This is a genomic window from Comamonas sp. Z1, from assembly GCF_008121555.1.
Lineage (GTDB): Bacteria > Pseudomonadota > Gammaproteobacteria > Burkholderiales > Burkholderiaceae_C > Comamonas > Comamonas thiooxydans.
The window spans coordinates 69,418-92,255 of the sequence record NZ_VOQT01000008.1; the positions used below are offsets into that span (position 1 = coordinate 69,418).

Sequence of the window (22,838 nt, forward strand, 5' to 3'; positions counted from 1 at the left end):
CAGAAAAGGGATGGATGAATTACGCACATTCGAAGGAAATCGCCCGTGAGCTCGAGCCGGTGCTGGAAGATGCAGCGCTTGCGCAGCAACTGGCTGCACAAGCCAGGCCGGCCGTGTGGCTGCAGACCACTGCGGTGAAGGATGAAGCGGAGATTGCGTCCGGCAGCACCAAGTTTGGCGGCTGTCCCGACCTGCCAGCCGGTGTGGCCTGGCCCGAGCGAGGGCGCTATCCGGACCATGAGCAGCGGGTGAAGCCCCATCGCGAAGACAGCCTTGCTCCCGACAGCCGCTGGCGATGGGCCAGACCCGAGCAAGTACTGCTGTTTCGCAAAGAGGCCTTGCAGCACGTCGCAAGGCTTGAAAGCACTTTTCCGCTGAGCTTTGTGGCGCAGATCAACTTCGCCGAAGCCCGCTCCGCCGGGACTCTGGATGCGGATTTCCCCGAGTCCGGGCTGCTGTCCGTCTTCTACGACCTGATGGAGCAGCCCTGGGGTTTCGATCCTGCCGATGCCTGTGCGCTGAAGCTGATCTTCTCCGAGGGCGATGCCGAGCTTGAGCGGCGCCCGCAGCCGCCGGCGCTGCTAGAGCTGCCCGATCATTGCCAGCTCGCACCTATGGCCTGCGAACTGCATGCCTGCGTCACGGCCTTGCCCCTGGAGAGCGCTCAGTGGGATTCGCAGGGCCTAGCGCTTGACGAAGAGCAGCGTGACCGCTTTGTCGAATGGTGGTTCGATGACGCACAAAACGCTGCCAGCAGCGGTGGAGAGGACAGTGGCTGCCATCGCATCGGCGGCTGGCCCACGCCTGTCCAGGGTGATATGCAGACCGAATGCGCGTTGGTGGCTGCGGGGCATTACTGCGGTAATGGCGAGGCCTACGCGGACGAGGCCACGCGGGCCGTACGCGATACCGCAACGCAGTGGCTTTTGCTGCTGCAGATCGGCAGCGATGAAAAAGGCGGCATGGGCTGGGGCGATGAAGGCCAGGTCTATTTGTGGATGCGCCGCGACGACCTGCGCGCACGTCGCTTCGACCGAGTGCGGTTGGTGCTGCAGTGTTGCTGAGACCAGCATGCGCCGTGATTGCAGGTGTCAACGGTTGCGAAATGGCTGCAAAACAGGTGTTTGGAGATTTCTTTTTGTGGAAAACGAAAATTAATTGATATTGATTCTCATTTGATGTTACTATCCATCCCAGCTTGCAGCACAGGACTCTGGTGGGGTATCCAGCGCTGCATGGCTCAGTTTCATCGTGGGGCGACTCGTCGGGCCTGTTCAGCCTGCAGTCGTTTTTGCCAGCCAGCGGTTTGCCGGTTAGCCAGGCGTTTTTTCGATGTAAACAGTGGATTATCAAAATTCATAGCTTTTAGCGCATGATGTGCAACGATTCTGCTATGAATTGACTATGTAAGCTTTACCAGAAAAGCGCAGCAAGCTCCTTATTCAGGAGCTTTATTTTTGGCAAATACTGGAGCGTGCAGTACTGCTCATTGCATCCGGGCATGAAAAAAGCAGCCACAGGGGCTGCTTTTGTGAGTGCTGTCTTCGGTGCTCAGACGCCGGCGGCATGGGCCTGCTGGTCGGCGTGGTAGCTCGAGCGCACCATGGCGCCCACGGCGGCGTGGGTGAAGCCCATCTTGTAGGCCTCCTGCTCGAACATCTTGAAGGTATCGGGGTGCACATAGCGGCGCACGGGCAGGTGGCTGTTGGTGGGCGCCAGATACTGGCCGATGGTCAGCATGTCGATGTTGTGGGTGCGCATATCGCGCATCACCTGCAGGATTTCCTCGTCCGTCTCGCCCAGGCCCACCATGATGCCGCTCTTGGTCGGCACATCGGGGTGCAGTTCCTTGAACTTCTTGAGCAGGTTGAGGCTGAACTGGTAGTCGGAGCCGGGGCGTGCTTCCTTGTACAGGCGCGGCGCGGTTTCCAGATTGTGGTTCATCACATCGGGCGGAGCCGACTTGAGGATTTCCAGCGCGCGGTCGTCACGGCCGCGGAAGTCGGGCACCAGGATCTCGATCTGCGTCTCGGGCGAGAGCTCGCGGATGTTCTTGATGCATTCCACAAAGTGGCCCGAGCCGCCGTCGCGCAGGTCGTCGCGGTCCACGCTGGTGATCACCACGTACTTCAGGCGCAGAGCGGCAATGGTGCGCGCCAGATTCAGCGGCTCGTTCACGTCCAGCGGATCGGGGCGGCCATGGCCCACGTCGCAGAAGGGGCAGCGGCGCGTGCACTTGTCGCCCATGATCATGAAGGTGGCCGTGCCCTTGCCAAAGCACTCGCCGATATTCGGGCAACTGGCTTCCTCGCAGACCGTGTGCAGATTGTTCTTGCGCAGAATGTCCTTGATCTCGTAGAAGCGCGTGCTGGGGCTGCCGGCCTTGACGCGTATCCATTCCGGCTTTTTGAGGGCTTCGGCCTGCTCCACCTTCACGGGGATGCGTGCCAGCTTGGCGGCAGCCTTCTGCTTGGCCAGCGGGTTGTAGTTTTCGGCGGACTGCGCTTCGCGCACGACTTCATTGGTGCTCATGATCTTGCCTTCAGGGTGAGAGACGCGCCTTCAGCTGGCGGCCCAGCACGGATGCGGCCTCGTCCCAGGTTGTCTGTACGCCGATTGTAGAAAGGTCCACTGTTCTCAGCCCTGCGTATCCGCAAGGGTTGATTCGCAAATAAGGTTCCAAATCCATATCGACATTGAGGGCCACTCCGTGGTAGGTGCTGTGGCGGCTGACCTTGATGCCCAGGGCGGCAATCTTGCCCAGGCCCTCGAAATGCGGCTCGGGCGCCGGGCTGCCCGGTTCGCGATGTTGCGGACGCTGCTCCAGCATGGCATGGCTGCGCGGATCGTCCAGGCGCACATAGATGCCGGGGGCGCCTGCCACGCGGTGGCCGGTGACGCCGAAATGCTCCAGCGTGCGGATCACCGCATCTTCCAGCCGGTACACATATTCTTTGACGAAGTAGCCCATGCGCTGCAGATCCAGCAGCGGATAGGCCACCACCTGACCGGGGCCGTGATAGGTCACCTGGCCGCCGCGATTGGTGGCCACCACGGGAATATCGCCGGGGTTCAGAACATTTTCAATTTTGCCGGCCAGCCCCTGGGTGAAGTGGGGTGAGTGCTCGCATACCCATACTTCGTCACGTGTGGCCGAGTTGCGTGTGCGCGTGAACTCCTGCATCGCGACCACCGTTGCTTCATAGCCGGTGCGCCCCAGAAAGCGCAGGTCCATGGCTTCGGGGGGCTGCAAGGCGGAAGCAATCGGGCTGTTGCTCACAGCACGACCTTCACCAGGGGGTGAGAGGTCAGTGCGCGGTAGGTATCGTCCAGCTGTTCGCGGCTGGTGGCCGTGATGGTGATGGTCACGCCCAGGTAGTTGCCGCCGGAGCTGGGGCGCAGCTCCACCGTGCTGGCGTCAAAGCTGGGGTCGAATTTTTCGGCGATCTTGGTGATTTCATGCACCAGATGCTCATTCTTGACGCCCATCACCTTGATGGGGAACTGGCTCGGATACTCGATCAGCGAATCCTTGCGCGGGTCTTCTTGCTGGCCGTTCTCGTTGGCGGCAGATGGGTTGGGCGTGTCGCTCATGAAGAGTCCTTGGCTGGAATGAAAAATTGCCGTTGGTGAAACAGCCGGTCAATGAGTAAGAAAGATTGTGCGCCACGCCGGGCAGCCCTGCGCGCGTGGGCCTAATCCATGGCCCGGCGAGGCCGGCAAACCGGCAAAGCCCCTGGCAGGCGGCAGACAATTCAGGGTAATCAGGTATTTCAATTAGGGCACACTCGCGCCGCACCAAAGCTGAGGGTGGCAGATGTTGTCACTCAGCGACAACCCTCAGGTCTTGTCAAAGACGTTTTGCGCATGACAGTATCAACCCCTATCTAACGACGGGGGTTTTTACTTATAATCAGAGGCTTTGTAAAAAAGTCTTGCCTGGTCAGCGGTGTGAAAGAAAACATGACAAACATGCCCGCTGATTTTCAGGATGAGGACGAAGTCGAAGACTTCAAGCCCCTGACTGCACAAGAAGCCTCTGCATGGCGTTCGCGCTTTCCGCAGGTTTCTGTCTGGCGCATCGTCATCGTTCAGACGCTGGTCGGCGTTATCGTGGCTTTGCTGTCGTGGTTGATGACGGGGCGTGCAGCCGCAGGCTGGTCGGCGGCGTATGGAGCGCTGGCGGTCGTGTTGCCCGCAGCGCTGTTTGCAAGAGGTGTGGTTCGTCAACGGCCGGGAGGTGCCGGGGCGGCCATGGCGGGGATTTTCGGTTGGGAACTGGTGAAGCTGGTGCTGTGCATCGCGATGCTGGCGGCTGCGCCAAAGCTGGTTCCCGATCTCAGTTGGCTGGCGTTGCTGGCCGGTTTGATTGTTGTGATGAAAACGTATTGGGTTGCACTGCTGGTGCGATCCAGTGTCCGAAAAACTGAAGCTTAAGAAGAGAGTTGACGATGGCCGCTGATGCGCACGCCCCAACTGCAAGTGAATACATCGTTCACCACTTGCAACACCTGCAAAACATCAAGCAGAAGTCCGTCATTGATTTCTCAGTCATCAACTACGACTCGATCGTGGTGGCTGGCGTTCTGGGTCTGCTCGGCATCTTCGTGCTCTGGCTGGCTGCCCGCAAGGCGACTTCCGGCGTGCCCGGCCGCTTCCAGGCCGCCGTGGAAATCCTGGTCGAGATGGTGGACAACCAGGCCAAGGCCAATATCCACAACGCCCAATCGCGCAAATTCATCGCTCCTCTGGCACTGACCGTCTTCGTCTGGATCTTCCTGATGAACGCCATGGACATGCTGCCCGTGGATCTGCTGCCCTATCTGTGGCAAGGCGCTACCGCCGACGAACACGCCTATCTGCGTGTCGTGCCTACCGCCGACCTGTCCACCACGCTGGGCCTGTCCTTCGCCGTGCTGGTCCTGTGCCTGTTCTACAGCGTCAAGATCAAGGGCATGGGCGGCTGGGCGCATGAACTGGTGACTGCACCGTTCGGCACTTCCAAGAATCCCGTCTTCGCCCTGATCCTGGGCGTGGTGAACCTGCTGATGCAGGTGATTGAATACGTTGCCAAGACCGTGTCGCATGGCATGCGACTGTTCGGCAACATGTACGCTGGTGAGTTGGTGTTCATGCTGATTGCCCTGATGGGTGGTGCGGCGGCTATGTCGCTCTCTGGTGTGTTGCTCCCCGTGGGGCACATCATTGCAGGCTCTATCTGGGCAATCTTCCACATCCTGGTGATTACCCTGCAGGCCTTCATTTTCATGATGCTGACGCTGATTTACCTCGGCCAGGCACATGAAGCTCACTGACCTTTCCCTCTTCAACCTTTCTTTCCTTTAATCCCTAGGAGTCATCATGGAAAACGTTCTCGGTCTCGTCGCTCTGGCTTGTGGTCTGATTGTTGGTCTGGGCGCTATCGGCGCTTCGATCGGTATCGCCCTGATGGGTGGCAAGTTCCTGGAATCTTCGGCACGTCAGCCTGAGCTGATCAACGAACTGCAAACCAAGATGTTCATCTTGGCTGGTCTGATCGACGCCGCCTTCCTGATCGGTGTTGCTATCGCCCTGCTGTTCGCTTTCGCCAACCCCTTCCAACTGGTGGCCTAAGCTCCGATCAACGCCCTAAATAGAAAGGTGTTGCCGTGAGTATCAACGCGACCCTGTTCGTTCAGGCCATTGTTTTCCTGATCCTGGTGCTGTTCACGATGAAACTCGTGTGGCCCCCGATTGCGAAGGCACTGGATGAGCGAGCCCAGAAAATCGCCGATGGCCTCGCTGCTGCCGACAAGGCCAAGACCGAACTGACCGCTGTCAACAAGCGTGTCGAACAGGAATTGGCCCAGACGCGCAACGAAACAGCTTCGCGGCTTGCGGACGCCGAACGCCGCGCCCAGGCCATCATTGAAGAAGCCAAGGCCCGCGCGACAGAAGAAGGCAACAAGATTGTTGCTGCTGCCCGCGCTGAAGCTGACCAGCAAGCCATTGCTGCCCGTGAAGCCCTGCGTGAGCAAGTGGCAGCGCTGGCCGTCAAGGGTGCCGAGCAGATCCTGAAGAAGGAAGTCAATGCCGGTATCCACGCTGATCTGCTGAACCGCCTGAAGACAGAGCTGTAAGGAAAGCAAAAAATGGCAGAACTCGCCACCATTGCCCGCCCTTACGCCGAAGCATTGTTCAAAGCCTGCGCCGACAAGGCTGCAGACTTGAACAGCACTGTCGCTTGGGTGGAGGAATTGGCGGCGATTGCCGCCAATCCGCAATTGCGCCAACTGGCCGACAACCCGAACGTGAGCGACGCGCAAGTGTTCGATCTCATCACGGGTGTGGCCAAGTCGGCATTGCCCGAGTCCGCACGCAACTTCCTGCGTGTGGTCCTCGAAAACGGCCGTCTGGACGTGCTGCCTGAAGTGGCAGCCCAGTTCCGCAGCCTCGTGAACAGCAAGAGCGGCTCTTCGGATGCCGTGGTGTACAGCGCTTTCCCGATTGAGGATGCAGCGCTGGCCGAGCTTGGCGCCACGCTGGAAAAGCGCTTTGGCCGCAAGCTGAATCTCACCGTGAAGCTCGATGAATCGCTGATCGGTGGCGTTCGCGTCGTGGTGGGCGACGAGGTGCTGGACACCTCCGTCAAGGCCCGTCTGGAACAAATGAAAGCGGCCCTCACCGCGTAATGCGCTTGAGGTCTCGGCTAACACACAAGAAAGAAGGAAAGAGTCATGCAACTCAATCCCGCAGAAATTTCTGAACTGATCAAGAGCCGCATCGAAGGGCTGGCTGCTAGCACTGACGTCCGTAACCAAGGCACCGTGGTGTCGGTGACTGACGGTATCGTGCGCGTGCACGGCCTGTCGGACGTGATGGCTGGCGAAATGCTGGAATTCCCCGCAGGCGCCGACGGTCAACCCACTTACGGTCTGGCTCTGAACCTGGAGCGCGACTCCGTGGGCGCCGTGATTCTGGGTGCTTACGAGCACATCGCAGAAGGCAACACCGTCAAGTGCACCGGCCGTATCCTGGAAGTGCCCGTGGGCCCCGAGCTGGTCGGCCGCGTGGTGAACGCCCTGGGTCAGCCTATCGACGGCAAGGGCCCCATCAACGCCAAGATGACGGACGTGATCGAGAAGGTCGCTCCTGGCGTGATCGCACGTCAATCCGTGGATCAGCCCCTGCAAACCGGTATCAAGTCCATCGACTCCATGGTTCCCGTGGGCCGTGGTCAGCGTGAACTGATCATTGGTGACCGTCAGACTGGTAAGACGGCTGTCGCTATCGACGCCATCATCAACCAGAAGGGCCAGGGCGTTATCTGTATCTACGTGGCTATTGGTCAGAAGGCTTCTTCGATCAAGAACGTGGTGCGCTCTCTGGAACAAGCCGGCGCGATGGACTACACCATCGTCGTGGCTGCCACCGCCTCTGAATCCGCTGCCATGCAGTACGTGTCGGCCTACGCTGGCTGCACCATGGGCGAATACTTCCGCGACCGCGGCGAAGACGCTCTGATCGTTTATGACGATCTGTCCAAGCAAGCCGTGGCCTACCGTCAAGTTTCGCTGCTGCTGCGTCGTCCCCCCGGACGTGAAGCCTTCCCCGGCGACGTGTTCTATCTCCACAGCCGTCTGCTGGAGCGTGCCGCTCGCGTGAACGCCGACTACGTCGAAGCCTTCACCAAGGGTGAAGTCAAGGGCAAGACCGGTTCTCTGACCGCTCTGCCTATCATCGAAACACAAGCTGGCGACGTGTCCGCTTTCGTTCCCACGAACGTGATTTCGATTACCGACGGCCAGATCTTCCTGGAAACCAGCCTGTTCAACGCCGGTATCCGCCCCGCTATCAACGCCGGTATTTCGGTGTCCCGCGTGGGTGGTTCCGCTCAGACCAAGGTTGTAAAGGGCCTGTCCGGCGGTATCCGTACCGACCTGGCTCAGTACCGTGAACTGGCTGCCTTTGCGCAGTTCGCTTCCGACCTGGACGATGCAACCCGCAAGCAGCTGGACCGCGGTGCCCGCGTGACCGAACTGCTCAAGCAGGCTCAGTACTCTCCTCTGTCGACCGCTCTGATGGCTGCTTCGCTGTTCGCAGTGAACAAGGGCTTCATGGACGACATCGAAGTCAAGCAAGTGCTGCCCTTCGAATCTGGTCTGCACCAGTTCCTGAAGACCAGCCACGGCGCTCTGCTCGACCGTCTGAACGAAAAGCGTGCTTTCGACAAGGAAGGCAAGGACGAAGCTGAACTGACTGCAGCCATTACTGCATTCAAGAAGTCCTTCGCTTAATACCGGCGAGGAGTCATCATGGCAGCAGGTAAGGAAATACGCGGCAAGATCAAATCGGTGGAAAACACCAAGAAGATCACCAAAGCCATGGAAATGGTGGCTGCATCCAAAATGCGCAAGGCGCAGGACCGGATGCTGGCTGCCCGTCCATATAGCGAAAAAATCCGCAACATTGCAGCCCATCTTGGCGAAGCTAACCCTGAATATGTGCATCCGTTCATGCAAGTGAACGATGCCAAGAAGGTCGGCGTCATCGTGGTGACGACCGACAAGGGTTTGTGCGGCGGCATGAACACCAACGTGTTGCGTGTCGTCACCAACAAGTTGCGCGAACTGCAGGATGCGGGTGTTGCGACAGATGCAGTGGCCATTGGCGGCAAGGGACTGGGTTTCCTGAACCGTGTCGGTGCCAAGGTGGTCTCTCACGCTACAGGCTTGGGCGACACGCCTCACCTCGACAAGCTCATCGGGCCTGTCAAGGTGTTGCTGGACCAATATGCTGAAGGCAAGCTGAGCGCGGTGTACCTGGCGTACACCAAGTTCATCAACACCATGAAGCAGGAGTCGGTGGTGGAGCAACTGCTCCCCCTGTCGTCCGAAAAATTGCAAGCCGAGAAGACGGGTGCATCGTGGGAATACATCTACGAACCTGACGCTCAAAGCGTCATCGACGAACTGCTGGTTCGTTACGTGGAGTCCCTCGTGTACCAGGCAGTTGCGGAAAACATGGCGTCCGAGCAATCGGCGCGCATGGTGGCCATGAAGGCCGCTACCGACAACGCCGGCAACGTCATCAGCGAGTTGAAGCTGGTCTACAACAAGACGCGTCAGGCAGCGATTACGACCGAGTTGTCGGAAATCGTGGCAGGCGCAGCCGCTGTGTAAACGGCTTTAACGAACAAACAGATTGGAGCAAAAAATGGCTCAAGTACAAGGCAAGATTGTTCAATGTATCGGCGCCGTGGTGGACGTGGAGTTTGCCCACGGCCAGGTGCCCAAGGTGTATGACGCCTTGAAGCTGGAAGGCTCGGCCCTGACCCTGGAAGTTCAGCAGCAGCTGGGCGACGGCGTGGTGCGTACCATTGCCCTGGGTTCTTCGGACGGCCTGAAGCGTGGCCTGATGGTCACCAACACCGGCAACCCCATCACCGTTCCCGTGGGTAAGGCTACCCTGGGCCGCATCATGGACGTGCTGGGCAACCCCATCGACGAACGTGGTCCCGTGGACCAGACCCTGACCGCCGCCATCCACCGCAAGGCTCCTGCTTACGACGAACTGTCGCCTTCGCAGGAACTGCTGGAAACCGGTATCAAGGTGATCGACTTGGTCTGCCCCTTCGCCAAGGGCGGCAAGGTGGGCCTGTTCGGTGGTGCCGGTGTGGGCAAGACCGTGAACATGATGGAACTCATCAACAACATCGCCAAGGCCCACAGCGGTCTGTCGGTGTTCGCTGGTGTGGGTGAGCGTACCCGTGAAGGTAACGACTTCTATCACGAAATGTCCGACGCTGGCGTTGTGAACCAAGAGAACCTGGGCGAGTCCAAGGTTGCCATGGTTTACGGTCAGATGAACGAGCCCCCAGGAAACCGTCTGCGCGTGGCGCTGACCGGCCTGACCATGGCTGAGTCGTTCCGTGACGAAGGCAAGGACGTGCTGTTCTTCGTGGACAACATCTACCGCTACACACTGGCCGGTACCGAAGTGTCCGCTCTGCTGGGCCGTATGCCTTCCGCCGTGGGCTACCAGCCTACCCTGGCTGAAGAAATGGGTAAGCTGCAAGAGCGTATTACCTCCACCAAGGTTGGCTCGATCACTTCCATCCAGGCCGTTTACGTGCCAGCGGATGACTTGACCGACCCCTCGCCCGCCACCACTTTTGCTCACTTGGACTCCACCGTGGTGCTGTCCCGTGACATCGCTTCGCTGGGTATCTACCCCGCTGTGGATCCTCTGGACTCCACCAGCCGTCAGCTGGACCCCCAAGTGGTTGGCGAAGAGCACTACAAGGTGGCTCGCCAAGTGCAGGGTACGCTGCAGCGCTACAAGGAACTGCGCGACATCATCGCGATTCTGGGCATGGACGAACTGGCTCCCGAAGACAAGCTGACTGTGGCTCGTGCTCGTAAGATCCAGCGTTTCCTGTCTCAGCCTTTCCACGTGGCTGAAGTGTTCACTGGTGCTCCCGGCAAGTACGTTCCCCTGTCTGAAACCATCCGTGGCTTCAAGATGATCGTGAACGGCGAAGCCGACCACCTGCCCGAACAGGCTTTCTACATGGTTGGTACCATCGACGAAGCCTTCGAGAAGGCCAAGAAGCTGGCTGCCTAACTGGCTTGCACCCCCTGAGCGGCTTGCGCCGCTTCCCCCTCTCTTCCAGGAGGGGGACGACGCCCTCGCTGCGGGGCGGCCCTTGCTCGGCGTCTCTGGCTTGGGGTGTGCTTGTTTTAGGACCAGTTTTTACCTTTTCTAGGAGCAAAGATGAACACTATTCACGTTGATGTGGTCAGTGCCGAAGAGTCCATCTTCTCCGGTGAAGCGCGCTTTGTCGCCTTGCCCGGTGAAGCGGGCGAGTTGGGCATTTATCCCCGCCACACACCGCTGATCACCCGCATCAAGCCGGGTTCGGTGCGCATCGAAATGCCTGACGGCAGCGAAGAGTTCGTCTTCGTGGCCGGCGGCATTTTGGAAGTGCAACCCAACTGCGTGACCGTGCTGTCCGACACCGCCATCCGCGGCAAGGATCTGGACGATGAAAAGGCGCAAAAGGCCAAGGCTGCGGCCGAGGAAGCCCTGAAGAACGCCAAGGGCGAACTGGACATCGCTCGTGCACAGTCCGAGCTGGCCGTGATGGCGGCTCAGATTGCTGCTCTGCGCAAGTACCGCCAGAAGCGTTGATGTGCTGTGCCCTGAGCACATGCATCAGCAGCAAAAAGCCACCGCATGCGGTGGCTTTTTTTATGGACTGCTGCTGCGTAAATCGAAGCGCACTGCGCTTGTCCCAAAAGGGATTGATCCCGAAACCAGCAGGATTCTGAACCGCGGCAGCGCGCAAGCGGCTTAGCCGTTGCAGGCGGCCTGATAGCCGTAGACCACGGAGTTGTCCTTGGGGTCCACATGGCGCGATTTGCGCACCACGGCCTTGCTGGGGTCTTCGCAGAGGGCTCGGATCTGGGCTTCGCACTTCTTGGGGTCATCTTCCTTGAGCTTGCAGCTCAGTGCGTAGTCGTATTCAGCCGGTGCTTCGGCGCCTCTGGGGCTGATGGAGGAGCAGGCGCTCAGTGCCAGGACAGAGCTGATGACGGCCAGAGAGAACAGAGATTTCTGCATGCTTGAGTGCTTTCTTAAGAAAATACGGCTGCCCCAAAACTAACACAGCCATGCGGGTAAAAAGGTTTTTTCTGGATAGGGCCCGCCTGCTTTTTGCATCACCGGGCCTGTTCGCGGTGTCAAAAACAACAAAGGACATGGATGCGCTACAGCGGTACCTTGACGCAATGGAATGACGAGCGTGGCTTTGGCTGGATAGAGGCCGATGGCGGTGGCGAGCGCCTGTTTGTCCATATCAGTGCTTTTGAGCCGCGCCCGCCCGCAGAGCAGCGTCCTCGGCCCGGCCTGCGCCTGGAGTTTTCCGTCGGCATGGAGCAGGGCAGAAAACGCGCGCTTCAGGTTGCGTGGCGAGCTGGCGGCCCAGTGCCTCAGGCACGGTCTTCTTCGGTGCGGCACAACAGCCCTTCTGCAGGGCGTTTGCAGTCCTCGCGTGCGGTGCCTCAGGGCTGGCATGCCTCCAGTGGCTTCAGCTATGGCGTGTTGCTGGTCTGGCTGCTGATGATGCTGGCCACTGCCGTGATCTGGGGCATACCGCGCATCCTCTGGCTGATCTATGCAGGCCTGAGCATGCTGACCTTCATGGCCTACTGGCAGGACAAATGGGCCGCCCAGAAGGGGCGGTGGCGCACGCCGGAAAAAACGCTGCAGACCATGGCGCTGGCCGGAGGCTGGCCCGGTGCCCTGCTGGCCCAGCAGTGGCTGCGCCACAAAAGCAGTAAGACCAGCTTTCAGCTGCAGTTCTGGCTCATGGTCCTGATCAATGTGGCGGCCGTGCTCTGGCTGTGTTCGCCATACGGGCGACATGTGCTGGCCTGAGGCTTCTGCGGTCTGCAGCCGGCGCATGCGGCGGCAGAACCGGATCAGCGGCTGCGGCTCGGCAGATGCCTTTGGACCACGGGCGTATCGGGCAGGTTTCGCTGTGTGTTGGCCGCGGATTTGCGCGGAAAATGCGCCTGCAGCTGCCGGTTGACACGCTCCAGTGCCGATACCAGACCCACGCTGAAATGCCCGCCCTGGAAGGCGGACTGCATATCGCTGATCAGCGTTTGCCATTGCTCGGCGTTCATGGTGCGGTCCAGGGCGCGGTCGGCCACGATTTCTATGGCGTGGTCGGCCAGCAGCAGGTAGATCAGGGCGCCGTTGTTGTGCTCCGTGTCCCAGACATGGAGCTTGGCGAACTGCGAGAGAGCGCGCTCGCGCGCCGTGGCATCGCGCCAGATATAGCTCCAGGGCAGGCCGGCCTCTACGCAGATGCGGACCTGGCCGGTGTGGCCCAGCTCGCTTTTGGCGATCAGCAATTCCAGCTCCTTGAGCGTGGCAGGCGGCAAGGCCTTGCGCAGATGCTGTTCGGCCCAGCGGTGTCGTACCAGGCGTGCCAGGCGTTGAAAGACATTGCTCATTTCACCAGTCCCCCGAGGCGCCACCGCCACCAAAGCTGCCGCCGCCACCGGAGCTGAAGCCGCCCCCGGAACTGAAACCACCGCCGCCGCCGCTGCTCCAGCCGCCTCCGCCGGTGCTGATGTAGGGGCCGCCTCCGCCACGCGAGAGATTGGAGAGCAGGGTGAAGATCAGGCCAACAACGCCGGCCACGCCTGCAATCAACAGGCTGGTGGTGATCACATAAGCGGCCGCCCCGGCAATGCCGCCAATGAGCAGCGAACCCAGCACGCGGCCGAAGATGGCGCGGGCGATGGCAATCCCGATCGGAAAGCCGAAGAACAGCAGCGGCAGCAGAAAGTCCAGATGTTCGGACCAGGATGGGCCGGACTTGCGAGCCTGGGACTGCGGTGCGGGCAGTTTCTCGCCGTGAATCAGCAGGCTCATCTGCTCGATGGCGGCAGACAGTCCGCCCGCATAGTCGTCGGCGCGGAAGCGCGGCTTCATGGCGCCGTCGATGATGCGTGCGGCCTGGATGTCGGGAATCGCGCCTTCGAGCTTGCGCGCCACCTCGATGCGCATGCGCCTGTCGTTCTTGGCCACGACGATGAGAGAGCCGTCGCCTATGTCCTTGCGCCCCAGCTTCCAGCTGCTGGCTACGCGCCAGGCATAGGCAGCAATGTCTTCCGGAGCCGTGGTGGCGACCATGAGCACGGCGACCTGGGCGCCGGTCTCGTCCTCCAGTTTCTTGAGCTGCTCGCTCAGCGCCTGCTGATCGCTCTGGCTCAGCGTACCGGTCTGGTCGATGACGCGCGCCGTCAGCTCGGGTACAGCTTGCAGCTGAGCGCCTGCGCCACCCTGCGCCAGGGCCGGCAGCGCCGACAGTAGCACCATGCTAGCAAAAACAATAGCTGCAAGCGCTTTGTAGATAAGGGCTTGATGCGATTTTTGCATGGGTTCAAAGAGCGCTGCGCACAATTACTTGCTGCCAGCAGGCGCTGCGGGTGTGGAAAAGTCAACGGCTGGTGGTTGCGAGATCTGGGCTTCGTTTTGTACCGTGAAGGTCGGCTTGACCTTGTAGCTGAATACCTTGGCCGTGATATTGGTGGGGAAGCTGCGCGCCAGCACGTTGTAGGCTTGTACGGTGCCTATGTATTCGTTGCGCGCCACGGTGATGCGATTTTCCGTACCCTCCAGCGTTACGCGCAGATCGCGGAACGCCTGGTTGGCCTTGAGTTCGGGGTATTTTTCCGCCACCACCATCAGGCGCGAGAGCGCGCTGGAAATCTCGCCCTGAGCTTGCTGGAACTTGTTGAAGGCTTCAGGGTTGTTGATCAGCTCGGGCGTGGCCTGAATCGAGGTGGCCTTGGCGCGTGCTTCGATCACCCTGGTCAGGGTCTCCTGCTCGAAGTTGGCCTCGCCCTTGACCGTAGCGACAATGTTCGGGATCAGGTCCGAGCGGCGCTGGTACTGATTCAGCACCTCGCTCCAGGCGGCCTTGGATTTTTCATCCAGACGCTGAAAGTCGTTATAGCCGCAGCCCGTGAGGGAGAGCATGGAGGCCGCGGTTGCGATTGCCAGAAGCCAGCGTTTCATGGGTGTTTCCATTCACGAGATTGAGACGGAAACCATAGCATAAGCGCTTGCTTGGTTCGTGTGCGTGCAAGGCCTGTCACCTTGTCCGCTGTCCAGCGGCGCTAGCATTGCAATCATGTCCACTGTTTCTCCACTCGATGCCCTGCGTGGCGCACAGCGTCCCGGCCCGAAAACTGCAACCTTGCCGCGCCTGTTGCTGGCCGGGGCCACGGGGCCGCTGGGCAACGAGGTGCTCAGTCGCGTGGTAGGCGCGCAGAACTATGCGCTGGTCCAGGTGCTGGCACGCGAGCCCTATGTCCAGGGCCTGCGTGGCATGGAGTTGCTGACGCAACTGCACGGCGATGTGCAGCAATGGCCTGTGCAGAGCGCCGATGTGGGCCTCATCATGTTTGAGCCTCCGCGTCCCTATTACCAGCGCGAGCGCGCCTTGTGGACGCCCCGGCCCGACCAGCTGCAAGCGGTGGCGCAGTGGATGCAGCGCTGTGGCGTGCATACGCTTGCCGTGGTGCTGCCCCACGATATGGGTAGCCTGCCCCAGGCTTTGAAGCAGGGGCTGGCCAATCTCAATGAGCAAGGCGTAGCTGCGCTGGGCTTCGAGCGCCTGATTTTTGTGCGCTCGGCCAGAGAAGCCCAGAAAATCAATGCAGGCCATTGGCTGCAGCGCACGGCAAAGACCATGCTGTCGGCGCTCAGCTATATGCTGCCGCAGACGGAGCGACCGGTGCGCGCCATGCATGTGGCTCGTCTGGTGGAGGCAGCCTTGCTCAAGGCACCGCCGGGAATTCATGTGGCTCCGCCTGAGCTGGTCTGGCGTGCGGCACAGAAAGACGCTCTGCAGTCAGAGCTGCGGAGCTGGCTGGGTTTCTCATGAATTTCGAACAATTTCGTGCACCTTGGTGGCAGCCCGGAGGTCATGTCCAGACCATTTGGGCTGCACTCTGTGCGAAGGGCGGAGAGTCTCCGGCGTGGCGGCGCGAGCGCTGGGATACGCCCGATGGCGATTTCATCGATATCGATTTTTCAAGCCATATGGCAAGTGCAAGCGCTCCCACACTGGTGCTGTTTCATGGCCTGGAAGGCTCTTCCTCCAGCCACTACGCCAAGGCCCTGGCACAGGTCTGCGCGCAGCGCGGCTGGCATCTGGCCGTGCCGCATTTTCGCGGCTGCAGCGGTGAGCCCAATCACTTGCTACGCGCCTACCACTCCGGCGATGCGGACGAGCTGGACTGGATTTTGCGTCGGCTGCGTCAAGGCGCGGGCGGAGAGTTGCTGGCCATGGGAGTGTCGCTGGGCGGCAATGCCCTGGCGCGCTGGGCCGGGCTGCAGCAGCAGGCGGCCGCAGAGCTCGTCAAGGGCGCGGCAGTGATCTGTGCGCCGCTGGACCTGGTGGCCGGAGGCGTCAATCTGGGCCAGGGGCTCAATCGCTGGATCTACACCCCCATGTTCATGCGTACCCTGGTGCCCAAGGCCCTCGCCAAATGGCAGCAGTCGCCGGGGGTGTTCGATAGGGAGCGGCTGCAGCGCGCACGCACCCTGCATGACTTTGACGATGTGTTCACGGCCCCGGTCCATGGCTTCAGGGATGCCGATGATTACTGGCGCCGGGCCTCGGCCAAGCCCCTGCTCAAGCAAGTGGCCGTGCCCTTGTTGCTGCTCAATGCGCGCAACGATCCCTTTGTGCCGGCGCACAGCCTGCCCAGGCCCGATGAGGTCAGTGCCACCGTGCAGCTATGGCAGCCGCCGCACGGCGGACATGTGGGCTTTGCCAGCGGAGCCTGGCCCGCCCATGTGCAGGCCATGCCGCTGGCGGTGACCGAGTGGCTGGAGCAGTGGCTCTGAGCGTTCGCAGAATAATCAGGAGATGAGTGATGGATGACATCGTGAAACAGGCCATGCTCAAGTGGCCCAATGTCCCGGCCTGCAGTGGCTGGCTGGGTCTGGATGCGCGTGGCCAGTGGTGGCTCAGGGACGAGCAGGCCCAGGTCTGCGGTGCGTTTGCCAGCGGCAAACCCGGCTCCAGGGGCAATCTGCTGCGCCACGAAAAGTTGGCCGAATTCATCGGACGCAACTATCTGGTCGAGGCAGATGGTCGCTGGTATTTTCAGAACGGCCCGCAGCGCGTGTATGTGGAACTGGAGAGCGCGCCATGGATATGGCGTCTGCGATACGCGGAGCATGGCTTGCAGTTGCACAGTCATACGGGCCAGGAGCTGGCTGCCGAACAGGTGCAGCAGGTGCTGCTGGACGAGCTGGGGCGGCTGTTTCTGGCCCTGCCGCAAGGCCTGGGCATGGTGCACAGCCTGGACATGCTGGATGCCGCCAATGCGCTGGAGAGTGGTGCGCTGCCCGAGGCGCAGGATATCGAGAGCGCCTTGCTGCCGTTGCAGTTCGGTTTTGTGCCCAGTCCTGAGGGCTATCAAGTCTGATAGCAGCTTTCGTTTGTGTGCAAAGGGTTTGAGGCCAAAAATAACAAAACCGGCCAAAAGCCGGTTTTTGCGGGGCAGAGGGGCGCCTACTTGGCTGCATCCACCATGTACTGGATGGCGGCCTTGAAGTCTGCATCCGATGCGGTGGAGCCGCCCTTGGGAGGCATGGCGCCCACGCCTTGGGTGGCCTTCTGCACCATATCGTCCATGCCCTTGGCAATGAAAGGTGCCCAGGCAGCCTTGTCGCCAAACTTGGGAACCCCGGCTACGCCACTGGCGTGGCAGGCCATGCAGGTGGTGTTGTAGAGGTTCTTGCCCACATCGGAGGCCGCGGCAGCTGCGGGAGCCGGGGCGGCTGCAGGTGCTGGCTCGGCGGCTGCAACAGCTGCTGCCGGTGCAGCGGCGACGGGGGCCGCAGGTGCTGCTGCGGGGGCATCACCGGCTGCAGGCTGGGGCTCGGGGAAGTTGGCGCCGGCAGCATTGCTCATATAGACCACGCCACGGGCAATTTCCGTGTCATTGAACTCGCCGCCGCCCTGGGCCGCCATCGCACCCTTGCCAGCCAGGGCAGAGTGCACCAGCGTTTCCAGGCCCTGCTTGATGCGCGGGCCCCAGGCTGCTGCATCCTGGAATTTGGGGGCGCCGGCTACGCCGGTTTCATGGCAGGCCGCGCATTGCGACTTGAAGACTTCGGCTCCGCCGCGCAGAGGACGGTTGGCATCACGAATTTCCACCGTACCCACTTTTTGCAGACGCATGGCCTTGGCCATTTCGGCATTGGCCGTACCTGCGCCCGTGGTGTCGGACGAAGTCACGAACTTGACCAGACCGATGATGACGAAGATGGGAACCACAAACGAGAAGAAGACGGCAAGCAACAACTGCTTGGGTTTTTTAATGGGGCCTGTATGGGCTTCTTCGTGGTGTTGCTCGCTCATGAAGTCCTCTGAGATCGTGGGATGGGGATGAACAAACCATTATAGAAGTGAGGGTTAAGAATGCCAGTGCACGACGATCCGGGTTGACGGCTGCTGCATAAAGGAGTTGAGTTGGATCAACTTTGTGCAGCCAATTTGTGGCGTGCATGAAAAAAGGCGTCCGAAGACGCCTTGTGTGAGAGTGCAAAACTTGGCCCGATTACTGGGCTGTAGTTGCTGCCGCAGGGTTGTCGCTGGCGCTTGCCTGCGTCCAGCCGCCGCCCAGCACCTTGTAGAGATTGACCTGGTTTTGCAGCTGCGCCAGGCGGACCTGAACCACGGACTGCTCCAGTGCAAACAGTGAACGCTGCGCATCCAGCAGATCCAGGTAGCTGGCCACACCGTTGGTGTAGCGCAGGTCCGACAGCTTGTAGCGAACCTGCTCTGCCTCCAGCTGACGCGATTGGGCATCGAGCTGATCCTTGAGTGCTTGGCGATTCACCAAGGTGTCGGACACCTCGCGGAAGGCCGACTGGATGGAGCCTTCGTATTGAGCCACGGCAATCTTCTGGCTGGCTTCTGCAACCTGCAGATTGGCGCGATTGCGGCCTGCATTGAAAATGGGCAGATACAGCGAAGGCGCAATCGTGAACGCCGCAGAGTCCGACTTGAGCAGATCGGAGATGTCGGAGCTTGCGAAACCTGCCGAGGCGGTCAGGGAGATGTTCGGGAAGAACAGCGCACGTGCGGCACCAATGCTGGCATTGGCGGCGATCATGCTTTGCTCTGCCTGGCGGATGTCGGGCCGGCGCAGGAGCAGGTCGGAAGGCAGGCCCGAAGGCACATCGGCCAGGGCTGGCAGATCGCGCAGTTGCTTGCCTTGCATGCTGGTCAGCAGATCGGCAGGCAGGGTCTGACCCACGAGCAGGGTCAGGGCGTTGACGTCGCGCTCGCGCTGACCGGCTTGCTGGGCCAGCGTGGCGCGTGCGCTTTCGGTCAGCGACTGAGCTTGGCGGTAGTCCAGCTCGGAAGCGACACCGGAGTCCAGTCGCAGCTTGGTCAGCTTGATGGACTGCTCACGTGTGCCCAGGGTACGACGGGAAATGGCCAGCAACTCCTCGTCAGCCTGCAGGTTCAGCCAGGTGTTGGCGACCGTTGCAATCAGACTGATCTGGGCCGCTTTGCGGCCTTCCTCGGTCGCCAGATACTGGGCTAGAGCTTGCTGCTTGAGGCTGCCGATGCGCCCCCAGAAGTCAATCTCCCAGCTGGGCATGGAAAGGCCCACCATGTACGAGTTGGCATAGCGGCCCGTGGTGGCGCTGGGCTGGCGGCTGGCGCTGCCTGCGACACCGAATTCCGGGAACTGGCCGGCACGCTGGATCTGGTACTGAGCCTGTGCCTTTTCGATGTTGAGCACGGCCACACGCAGGTCGCGGTTGTTTTCCAGCGCGAGCTGGATCACCTGCTGCAGGCGTGGGTCCGTGTAGAACTGCTGCCAGGGGATGTCGGCAGCCGCCGTGGCGCCAGCCTGCTCGTCGGTGGCCGAGTAGTGCTCGGCCACCGGAGCGGCAGGGCGCTCCAGCGTGGGGATGAAGGAGCAGCCGCTGGCCAGCAGCGCGCCGGCCAGTGCTACGGGTAGCAAGGTTTTATTCATGTTGCGAGCCTCCCTGTGCTGCAGAAGTTGCCGCTGGGGGAGTGGCGTTGGAGTCCTGCTTGGACTTCTTGCCAAACAGATTGAACACGGCCACAAAGAACACGGGCACCAGGAACACGGAGATCGGCGTGCCGATCACCATGCCCCAGAACACGCCGGTGCCGATCTCCTTCTGGCTGGCAGCGCTGGCGCCGGAGGCGATGTACAGCGGCACCACGCCCAGAATAAAGGCCAGCGAGGTCATCAGAATGGGACGGAAACGAAGATGACCGGCTTCCAGCGCGGCTTCCAGCGCGCTCTTGCCTTCAGCATGCAGGTCCTTAGCGAACTCCACGATCAGAATGGCGTTCTTGGCCGACAGGCCGATCACCGTGATCAGCGCCACCTGGAAGTAGATGTCGTTGGGCATGCCGCGCATCAGCATGCCGGCCACGGCGCCGAACACGCCCAGAGGCACGACCAGCAGCACGGACAGCGGGATGCTCCAGCTTTCATACAGTGCGGCCAGACACAGGAACACGGCCAGGATGGAGAACGCGTACAGCAGCATGGCCGAGGAGCCAGCCTTTTTCTCGTCCAGAGACTGACCGGTCCACTCGTAGCCGAAGCCGTCGGGCAGTTCCTGGGCCAGCTTTTCCATTTCCTTCATGGCGTCACCGCTGGTGAAGCCGGGTTTGGCCTGACCGGTGATGCTCATGGAGGGGTAGCCGTTGTAGCGTGTCAGCTGCATGGGGCCGCTGATCCACTTGGCGCTGACCATGGTGGAAAGCTCCACCAGCTGGCCTTGCGCGTTGGGAACCGTCAGGCGCATCACGTCCTCGGGCTGCATGCGGCGGGCGGCATCGGCCTGGATGGTGACGCGCTGCATAAAGCCGTTGTTGGGGAAGTCTGTGGAGTTGGACGAACCCAGAGCGGTTGCCAGTGTGGTGGCCAGGTCGCCCATGCTCACGCGCTGGGCATAGACCGCATCACGATTGATGTCCACTTGCCATTGGGGGGCGTCATCCACGCCATCAAAGCGCACGCCGGTCAGCACAGAGCTCTGGTTGGCTTTGGCAACCAGCTGATTGCGGGCTTCCAGCAAGGCTGCATGCCCCTTGCTGCCGCGGTCTTGCAGACGGAAGGTGAAACCGTCGCTATTGCCCAGCTCCGAAATGGAGGGGGGGACCAGCGTGAAGATGAAACCATCGCGCAGCGCTGACATGGCGCCCTTGGCTCGGTCAGCGAAGGATTTGGCATCCGAGCCAGCACCTGCGCGCTCGGACCAGTCCTTGAGCGTGGTGAACGCCAGGCCCACGTTCTGGCCCTGGCCCATGAAGCTGAAGCCCAGAATGCTCACGATGTGATCGGTCTCAGGCTGGCTCAGGGCAAACTTCTCCAGCTCAGCCATGGTCTTGCTGGTGCGTTCCAGGCTGGCGCCGGGAGGCAACTGAGCCAGCGAGATGACATAGCCCTGGTCTTCGGTGGGAAGAAAGGCCGTGGGCAGTCGCATGAACATGAAGACCACGCCGGCAATCACCAGCAGATAGACGATAAAGGCTTGAGCGGAGCGCTTGACCACACCGGAGAGTGCGGAAGAGTAGCGCTTCGTGCCTGCGTCAAACTTGCGGTTGAACCAGTTGTAGAACGGGCCGAGCAAGCCGGTCTTCTTGTCGTGCGCGTGGCCCTTGGGAATGGGCTTGAGCATGGTGGCGCAAAGCGCAGGCGTCAGCGTCAGCGCAAAGAAGCCCGAGAAGAAGATCGAGATGGCCATCACCAGCGAGAACTGGCGATAGATGTTGCCGGTCGCGCCGGAGAACATGGCCAAGGGCAGGAACACCGTCACCAGAATCACGGTGATGCCGACCACGGCGCCCTGGATCTGGCCCATGGCCTTGATGGTGGCTTCCTTGGGGGGGAGGCCTTCCTCGGCCATGATGCGCTCGACGTTTTCCACCACCACGATGGCATCGTCCACCACGATACCGATCACCAGCACCATGGCGAACATGGCCAGAATATTGATGGTCAGGCCGGCCACCAGCATCACGGCAAACGTGCCGAGCAGCGCGATAGGCACCACGATGGTGGGGATCAGGGTGTAGCGGATGTTCTGCAGGAAGATCAGCATCACGATGAACACCAGCACGATGGCTTCAAGCAGCGTGTGCACCACCTTTTCGATGGAAATCTTCACGAACTTGGAGGTGTCGTAGGGCGAGGACCACTTCACACCGGCAGGCAGGAAGGGCTCCATCTCGGCCATCTTGGCCTTGACCAGCTTGGCGGTCGCCATGGCGTTGGCCGTCGAGGTCAGCTGCACGGCCATGGCCACGGCGGGCTTGCCGTCCAGGCGGGACTCGAAGGCATAGCTCTCGATGCCCAGCTCGATGCGGGCCACATCCTTGAGGCGCACGGTGGAGCCGTCGGAGTTGGAGCGCAGCACCACTTCGCCGAATTCCTCGGGCGTCGTCAGCTGGCCGGGCACCACGATCGTGGCGGTGGTGGTGGTGCCGGGTGTGCTGGGCAGGTTGCCCAGGGCGCCACCGGAAATCTGCTGGTTCTGCGCGGCAATCGCTGCGTTGACCGATGCAATCGACAGACCGAAGCCTTGGAGCTTGGCAGGATCCACCCAGACGCGCATGGCACGACCCGATGCGAACAGCTGTGCCTTGCCCACGCCGTCCAGACGCTGGATTTCAGGCACCACATTGCGGTTCACGTAGTCGGCAATGTCGTCACGCGAAGTCTCTCCAGACTCGGCCTGGAAGGCCAGAATCATCAGGAAGTTGCTCATGGACTTGTCCACGCGCACGCCCAGGGCCTGAACGACCTGAGGCAGGCGGGGCAGCACGCGGGAGAGGCGGTTTTGCACGTCCACCTGCGCCAGATCGGGGTTGGTGCCCGGAGCAAAGGTGACGGTCAGAGTGCCTTGACCGCCCGCAGGGGCGGAGGCTTCCATATACATCAGACCTTGCGCGCCGTTGATTTCGCGCTCGATCAGTTGCAGAACGGAGTCCGTCATGGTTTGTGACGTGGCGCCCGGGTAGGTCGCTGTCACGTTGATGGTCGGAGGTGCGACCGATGGGAACTGTGCCACCGGTAGCTTGGTGATGGAGATCACGCCCGCAATGATCACGAAAATCGCGATCACCCAGGCAAAGATCGGTCTGTGAATGAAAAACTTTGACATGGATCGTGCCTGTTACTTGGCTGCATGGCCTTCGCCAGCACCTTCGGCTGGAGTGGCGGCTTTCTCTTGCGCAGGTGCGGCGGGGGGGCGCA

The 22,838-nt window shown here is 60.9% G+C and carries 24 protein-coding genes; 14 read left to right on the forward strand and 10 right to left on the reverse strand.

The window, feature by feature from the left end:
* Positions 1-14: 14 nt before the first annotated feature.
* Entirely contained in the window at positions 15-1,064 is a 1,050-nt protein-coding gene (locus FSY45_RS15530) for a YwqG family protein (RefSeq protein WP_046462151.1), read from the forward strand.
* A gap of 487 nt (positions 1,065-1,551) precedes the next feature.
* On the opposite strand, the gene lipA is transcribed toward FSY45_RS15530, so the two are convergent.
* From lipA to FSY45_RS15545, 3 genes are read right to left on the reverse strand one after another with little or no spacing between them, the layout of a single operon-like run.
* The gene (gene lipA / locus FSY45_RS15535; RefSeq protein WP_046462150.1) at positions 1,552-2,532 is read right to left on the reverse strand and encodes a lipoyl synthase; all 981 of its coding nucleotides are present in this window, start codon (positions 2,530-2,532) and stop codon (positions 1,552-1,554) included.
* Between the two features lie 10 nt (positions 2,533-2,542).
* Positions 2,543-3,235 carry a lipoyl(octanoyl) transferase LipB gene (gene lipB / locus FSY45_RS15540; RefSeq protein WP_046462156.1) on the reverse strand — a complete coding sequence of 231 codons (693 nt, stop codon included), beginning with the start codon at positions 3,233-3,235 and terminating at the stop codon, positions 2,543-2,545.
* A gap of 41 nt (positions 3,236-3,276) precedes the next feature.
* Positions 3,277-3,594, reverse strand: a complete 318-nt coding sequence (locus tag FSY45_RS15545; RefSeq protein ID WP_003065410.1) for a YbeD family protein — start codon at positions 3,592-3,594, stop codon at positions 3,277-3,279.
* Between the two features lie 378 nt (positions 3,595-3,972).
* Between FSY45_RS15545 and FSY45_RS15550 the strand changes: the two genes are divergently transcribed.
* The 9 genes from FSY45_RS15550 to FSY45_RS15590 all read left to right on the forward strand — a co-directional run bounded on the left by FSY45_RS15550 (position 3,973) and on the right by FSY45_RS15590 (position 11,172).
* Entirely contained in the window at positions 3,973-4,437 is a 465-nt protein-coding gene (locus tag FSY45_RS15550) for an ATP synthase subunit I (protein ID WP_003065409.1), read from the forward strand.
* 14 nt (positions 4,438-4,451) lie between these two features.
* Positions 4,452-5,315 (forward strand): F0F1 ATP synthase subunit A, encoded by an 864-nt coding sequence (gene atpB / locus FSY45_RS15555; protein WP_003065408.1) that lies wholly within the window; start codon positions 4,452-4,454, stop codon positions 5,313-5,315.
* A 46-nt stretch (positions 5,316-5,361) separates the two neighbouring features.
* Entirely contained in the window at positions 5,362-5,613 is a 252-nt protein-coding gene (atpE, locus tag FSY45_RS15560) for a F0F1 ATP synthase subunit C (protein WP_003059376.1), read from the forward strand.
* A gap of 35 nt (positions 5,614-5,648) precedes the next feature.
* Positions 5,649-6,119 (forward strand): F0F1 ATP synthase subunit B, encoded by a 471-nt coding sequence (locus FSY45_RS15565; RefSeq protein WP_003065405.1) that lies wholly within the window; start codon positions 5,649-5,651, stop codon positions 6,117-6,119.
* 12 nt (positions 6,120-6,131) lie between these two features.
* Positions 6,132-6,671 carry a F0F1 ATP synthase subunit delta gene (locus FSY45_RS15570; RefSeq protein ID WP_003065404.1) on the forward strand — a complete coding sequence of 180 codons (540 nt, stop codon included), beginning with the start codon at positions 6,132-6,134 and terminating at the stop codon, positions 6,669-6,671.
* 45 nt (positions 6,672-6,716) lie between these two features.
* Positions 6,717-8,276, forward strand: a complete 1,560-nt coding sequence (atpA, locus tag FSY45_RS15575) for a F0F1 ATP synthase subunit alpha (RefSeq protein ID WP_003065402.1) — start codon at positions 6,717-6,719, stop codon at positions 8,274-8,276.
* Positions 8,277-8,294: 18 nt separating this feature from the next.
* Positions 8,295-9,161 (forward strand): F0F1 ATP synthase subunit gamma, encoded by an 867-nt coding sequence (gene atpG / locus FSY45_RS15580; RefSeq protein ID WP_003065400.1) that lies wholly within the window; start codon positions 8,295-8,297, stop codon positions 9,159-9,161.
* A gap of 34 nt (positions 9,162-9,195) precedes the next feature.
* Positions 9,196-10,605, forward strand: coding sequence for a F0F1 ATP synthase subunit beta (atpD, locus tag FSY45_RS15585; RefSeq protein WP_003065399.1), 1,410 nt, complete (start codon positions 9,196-9,198; stop codon positions 10,603-10,605).
* A 150-nt stretch (positions 10,606-10,755) separates the two neighbouring features.
* Entirely contained in the window at positions 10,756-11,172 is a 417-nt protein-coding gene (locus FSY45_RS15590) for a F0F1 ATP synthase subunit epsilon (protein WP_003059364.1), read from the forward strand.
* Positions 11,173-11,334: 162 nt separating this feature from the next.
* Here FSY45_RS15590 and FSY45_RS15595 read toward each other — a convergent pair whose 3' ends face one another.
* On the reverse strand, positions 11,335-11,604 hold the full coding sequence (locus tag FSY45_RS15595; RefSeq protein ID WP_012836777.1) for a hypothetical protein: 270 nt from the start codon (positions 11,602-11,604) through the stop codon (positions 11,335-11,337).
* Between the two features lie 159 nt (positions 11,605-11,763).
* Between FSY45_RS15595 and FSY45_RS15600 the strand changes: the two genes are divergently transcribed.
* Positions 11,764-12,420: a cold shock and DUF1294 domain-containing protein gene (locus FSY45_RS15600; protein WP_255443337.1), complete on the forward strand. Its 657-nt coding sequence runs from the start codon at positions 11,764-11,766 to the stop codon at positions 12,418-12,420.
* A gap of 44 nt (positions 12,421-12,464) precedes the next feature.
* On the opposite strand, the gene FSY45_RS15605 is transcribed toward FSY45_RS15600, so the two are convergent.
* The 3 genes from FSY45_RS15605 to FSY45_RS15615 all read right to left on the reverse strand — a co-directional run bounded on the left by FSY45_RS15605 (position 12,465) and on the right by FSY45_RS15615 (position 14,577).
* Positions 12,465-13,004 carry a TPM domain-containing protein gene (locus tag FSY45_RS15605; protein ID WP_003065390.1) on the reverse strand — a complete coding sequence of 180 codons (540 nt, stop codon included), beginning with the start codon at positions 13,002-13,004 and terminating at the stop codon, positions 12,465-12,467.
* A gap of 1 nt (position 13,005) precedes the next feature.
* Positions 13,006-13,875 (reverse strand): YgcG family protein, encoded by an 870-nt coding sequence (locus FSY45_RS15610; RefSeq protein ID WP_003065387.1) that lies wholly within the window; start codon positions 13,873-13,875, stop codon positions 13,006-13,008.
* Between the two features lie 84 nt (positions 13,876-13,959).
* Entirely contained in the window at positions 13,960-14,577 is a 618-nt protein-coding gene (locus tag FSY45_RS15615; RefSeq protein WP_003065385.1) for a LemA family protein, read from the reverse strand.
* Positions 14,578-14,692: 115 nt separating this feature from the next.
* Here FSY45_RS15615 and FSY45_RS15620 point away from each other — a divergent pair, with 115 nt between their 5' ends.
* From FSY45_RS15620 to FSY45_RS15630, 3 genes are read left to right on the forward strand one after another with little or no spacing between them, the layout of a single operon-like run.
* Positions 14,693-15,448, forward strand: a complete 756-nt coding sequence (locus tag FSY45_RS15620; protein WP_046462147.1) for a hypothetical protein — start codon at positions 14,693-14,695, stop codon at positions 15,446-15,448.
* Complete coding sequence (locus tag FSY45_RS15625) at positions 15,445-16,416, forward strand: YheT family hydrolase (protein ID WP_003065380.1); 972 nt, start codon at positions 15,445-15,447, stop codon at positions 16,414-16,416. Before FSY45_RS15620 ends, FSY45_RS15625 begins: the two co-directional genes overlap by 4 nt.
* 29 nt (positions 16,417-16,445) lie before the next feature.
* Positions 16,446-17,003, forward strand: coding sequence for a DUF2946 family protein (locus tag FSY45_RS15630; RefSeq protein WP_046462146.1), 558 nt, complete (start codon positions 16,446-16,448; stop codon positions 17,001-17,003).
* 86 nt (positions 17,004-17,089) lie between these two features.
* Here the strand turns inward: FSY45_RS15630 and FSY45_RS15635 are convergent, their stop codons facing one another.
* The 3 genes from FSY45_RS15635 to FSY45_RS15645 all read right to left on the reverse strand — a co-directional run bounded on the left by FSY45_RS15635 (position 17,090) and on the right by FSY45_RS15645 (position 22,746).
* Complete coding sequence (locus FSY45_RS15635) at positions 17,090-17,941, reverse strand: cytochrome c5 family protein (protein ID WP_148748112.1); 852 nt, start codon at positions 17,939-17,941, stop codon at positions 17,090-17,092.
* 199 nt (positions 17,942-18,140) lie between these two features.
* Positions 18,141-19,574 (reverse strand): efflux transporter outer membrane subunit, encoded by a 1,434-nt coding sequence (locus tag FSY45_RS15640; protein WP_012836785.1) that lies wholly within the window; start codon positions 19,572-19,574, stop codon positions 18,141-18,143.
* Positions 19,567-22,746: an efflux RND transporter permease subunit gene (locus tag FSY45_RS15645; RefSeq protein ID WP_003065367.1), complete on the reverse strand. Its 3,180-nt coding sequence runs from the start codon at positions 22,744-22,746 to the stop codon at positions 19,567-19,569. The genes FSY45_RS15640 and FSY45_RS15645 overlap by 8 nt, the downstream gene beginning before the upstream one ends.
* Positions 22,747-22,838 lie beyond the last annotated feature (92 nt).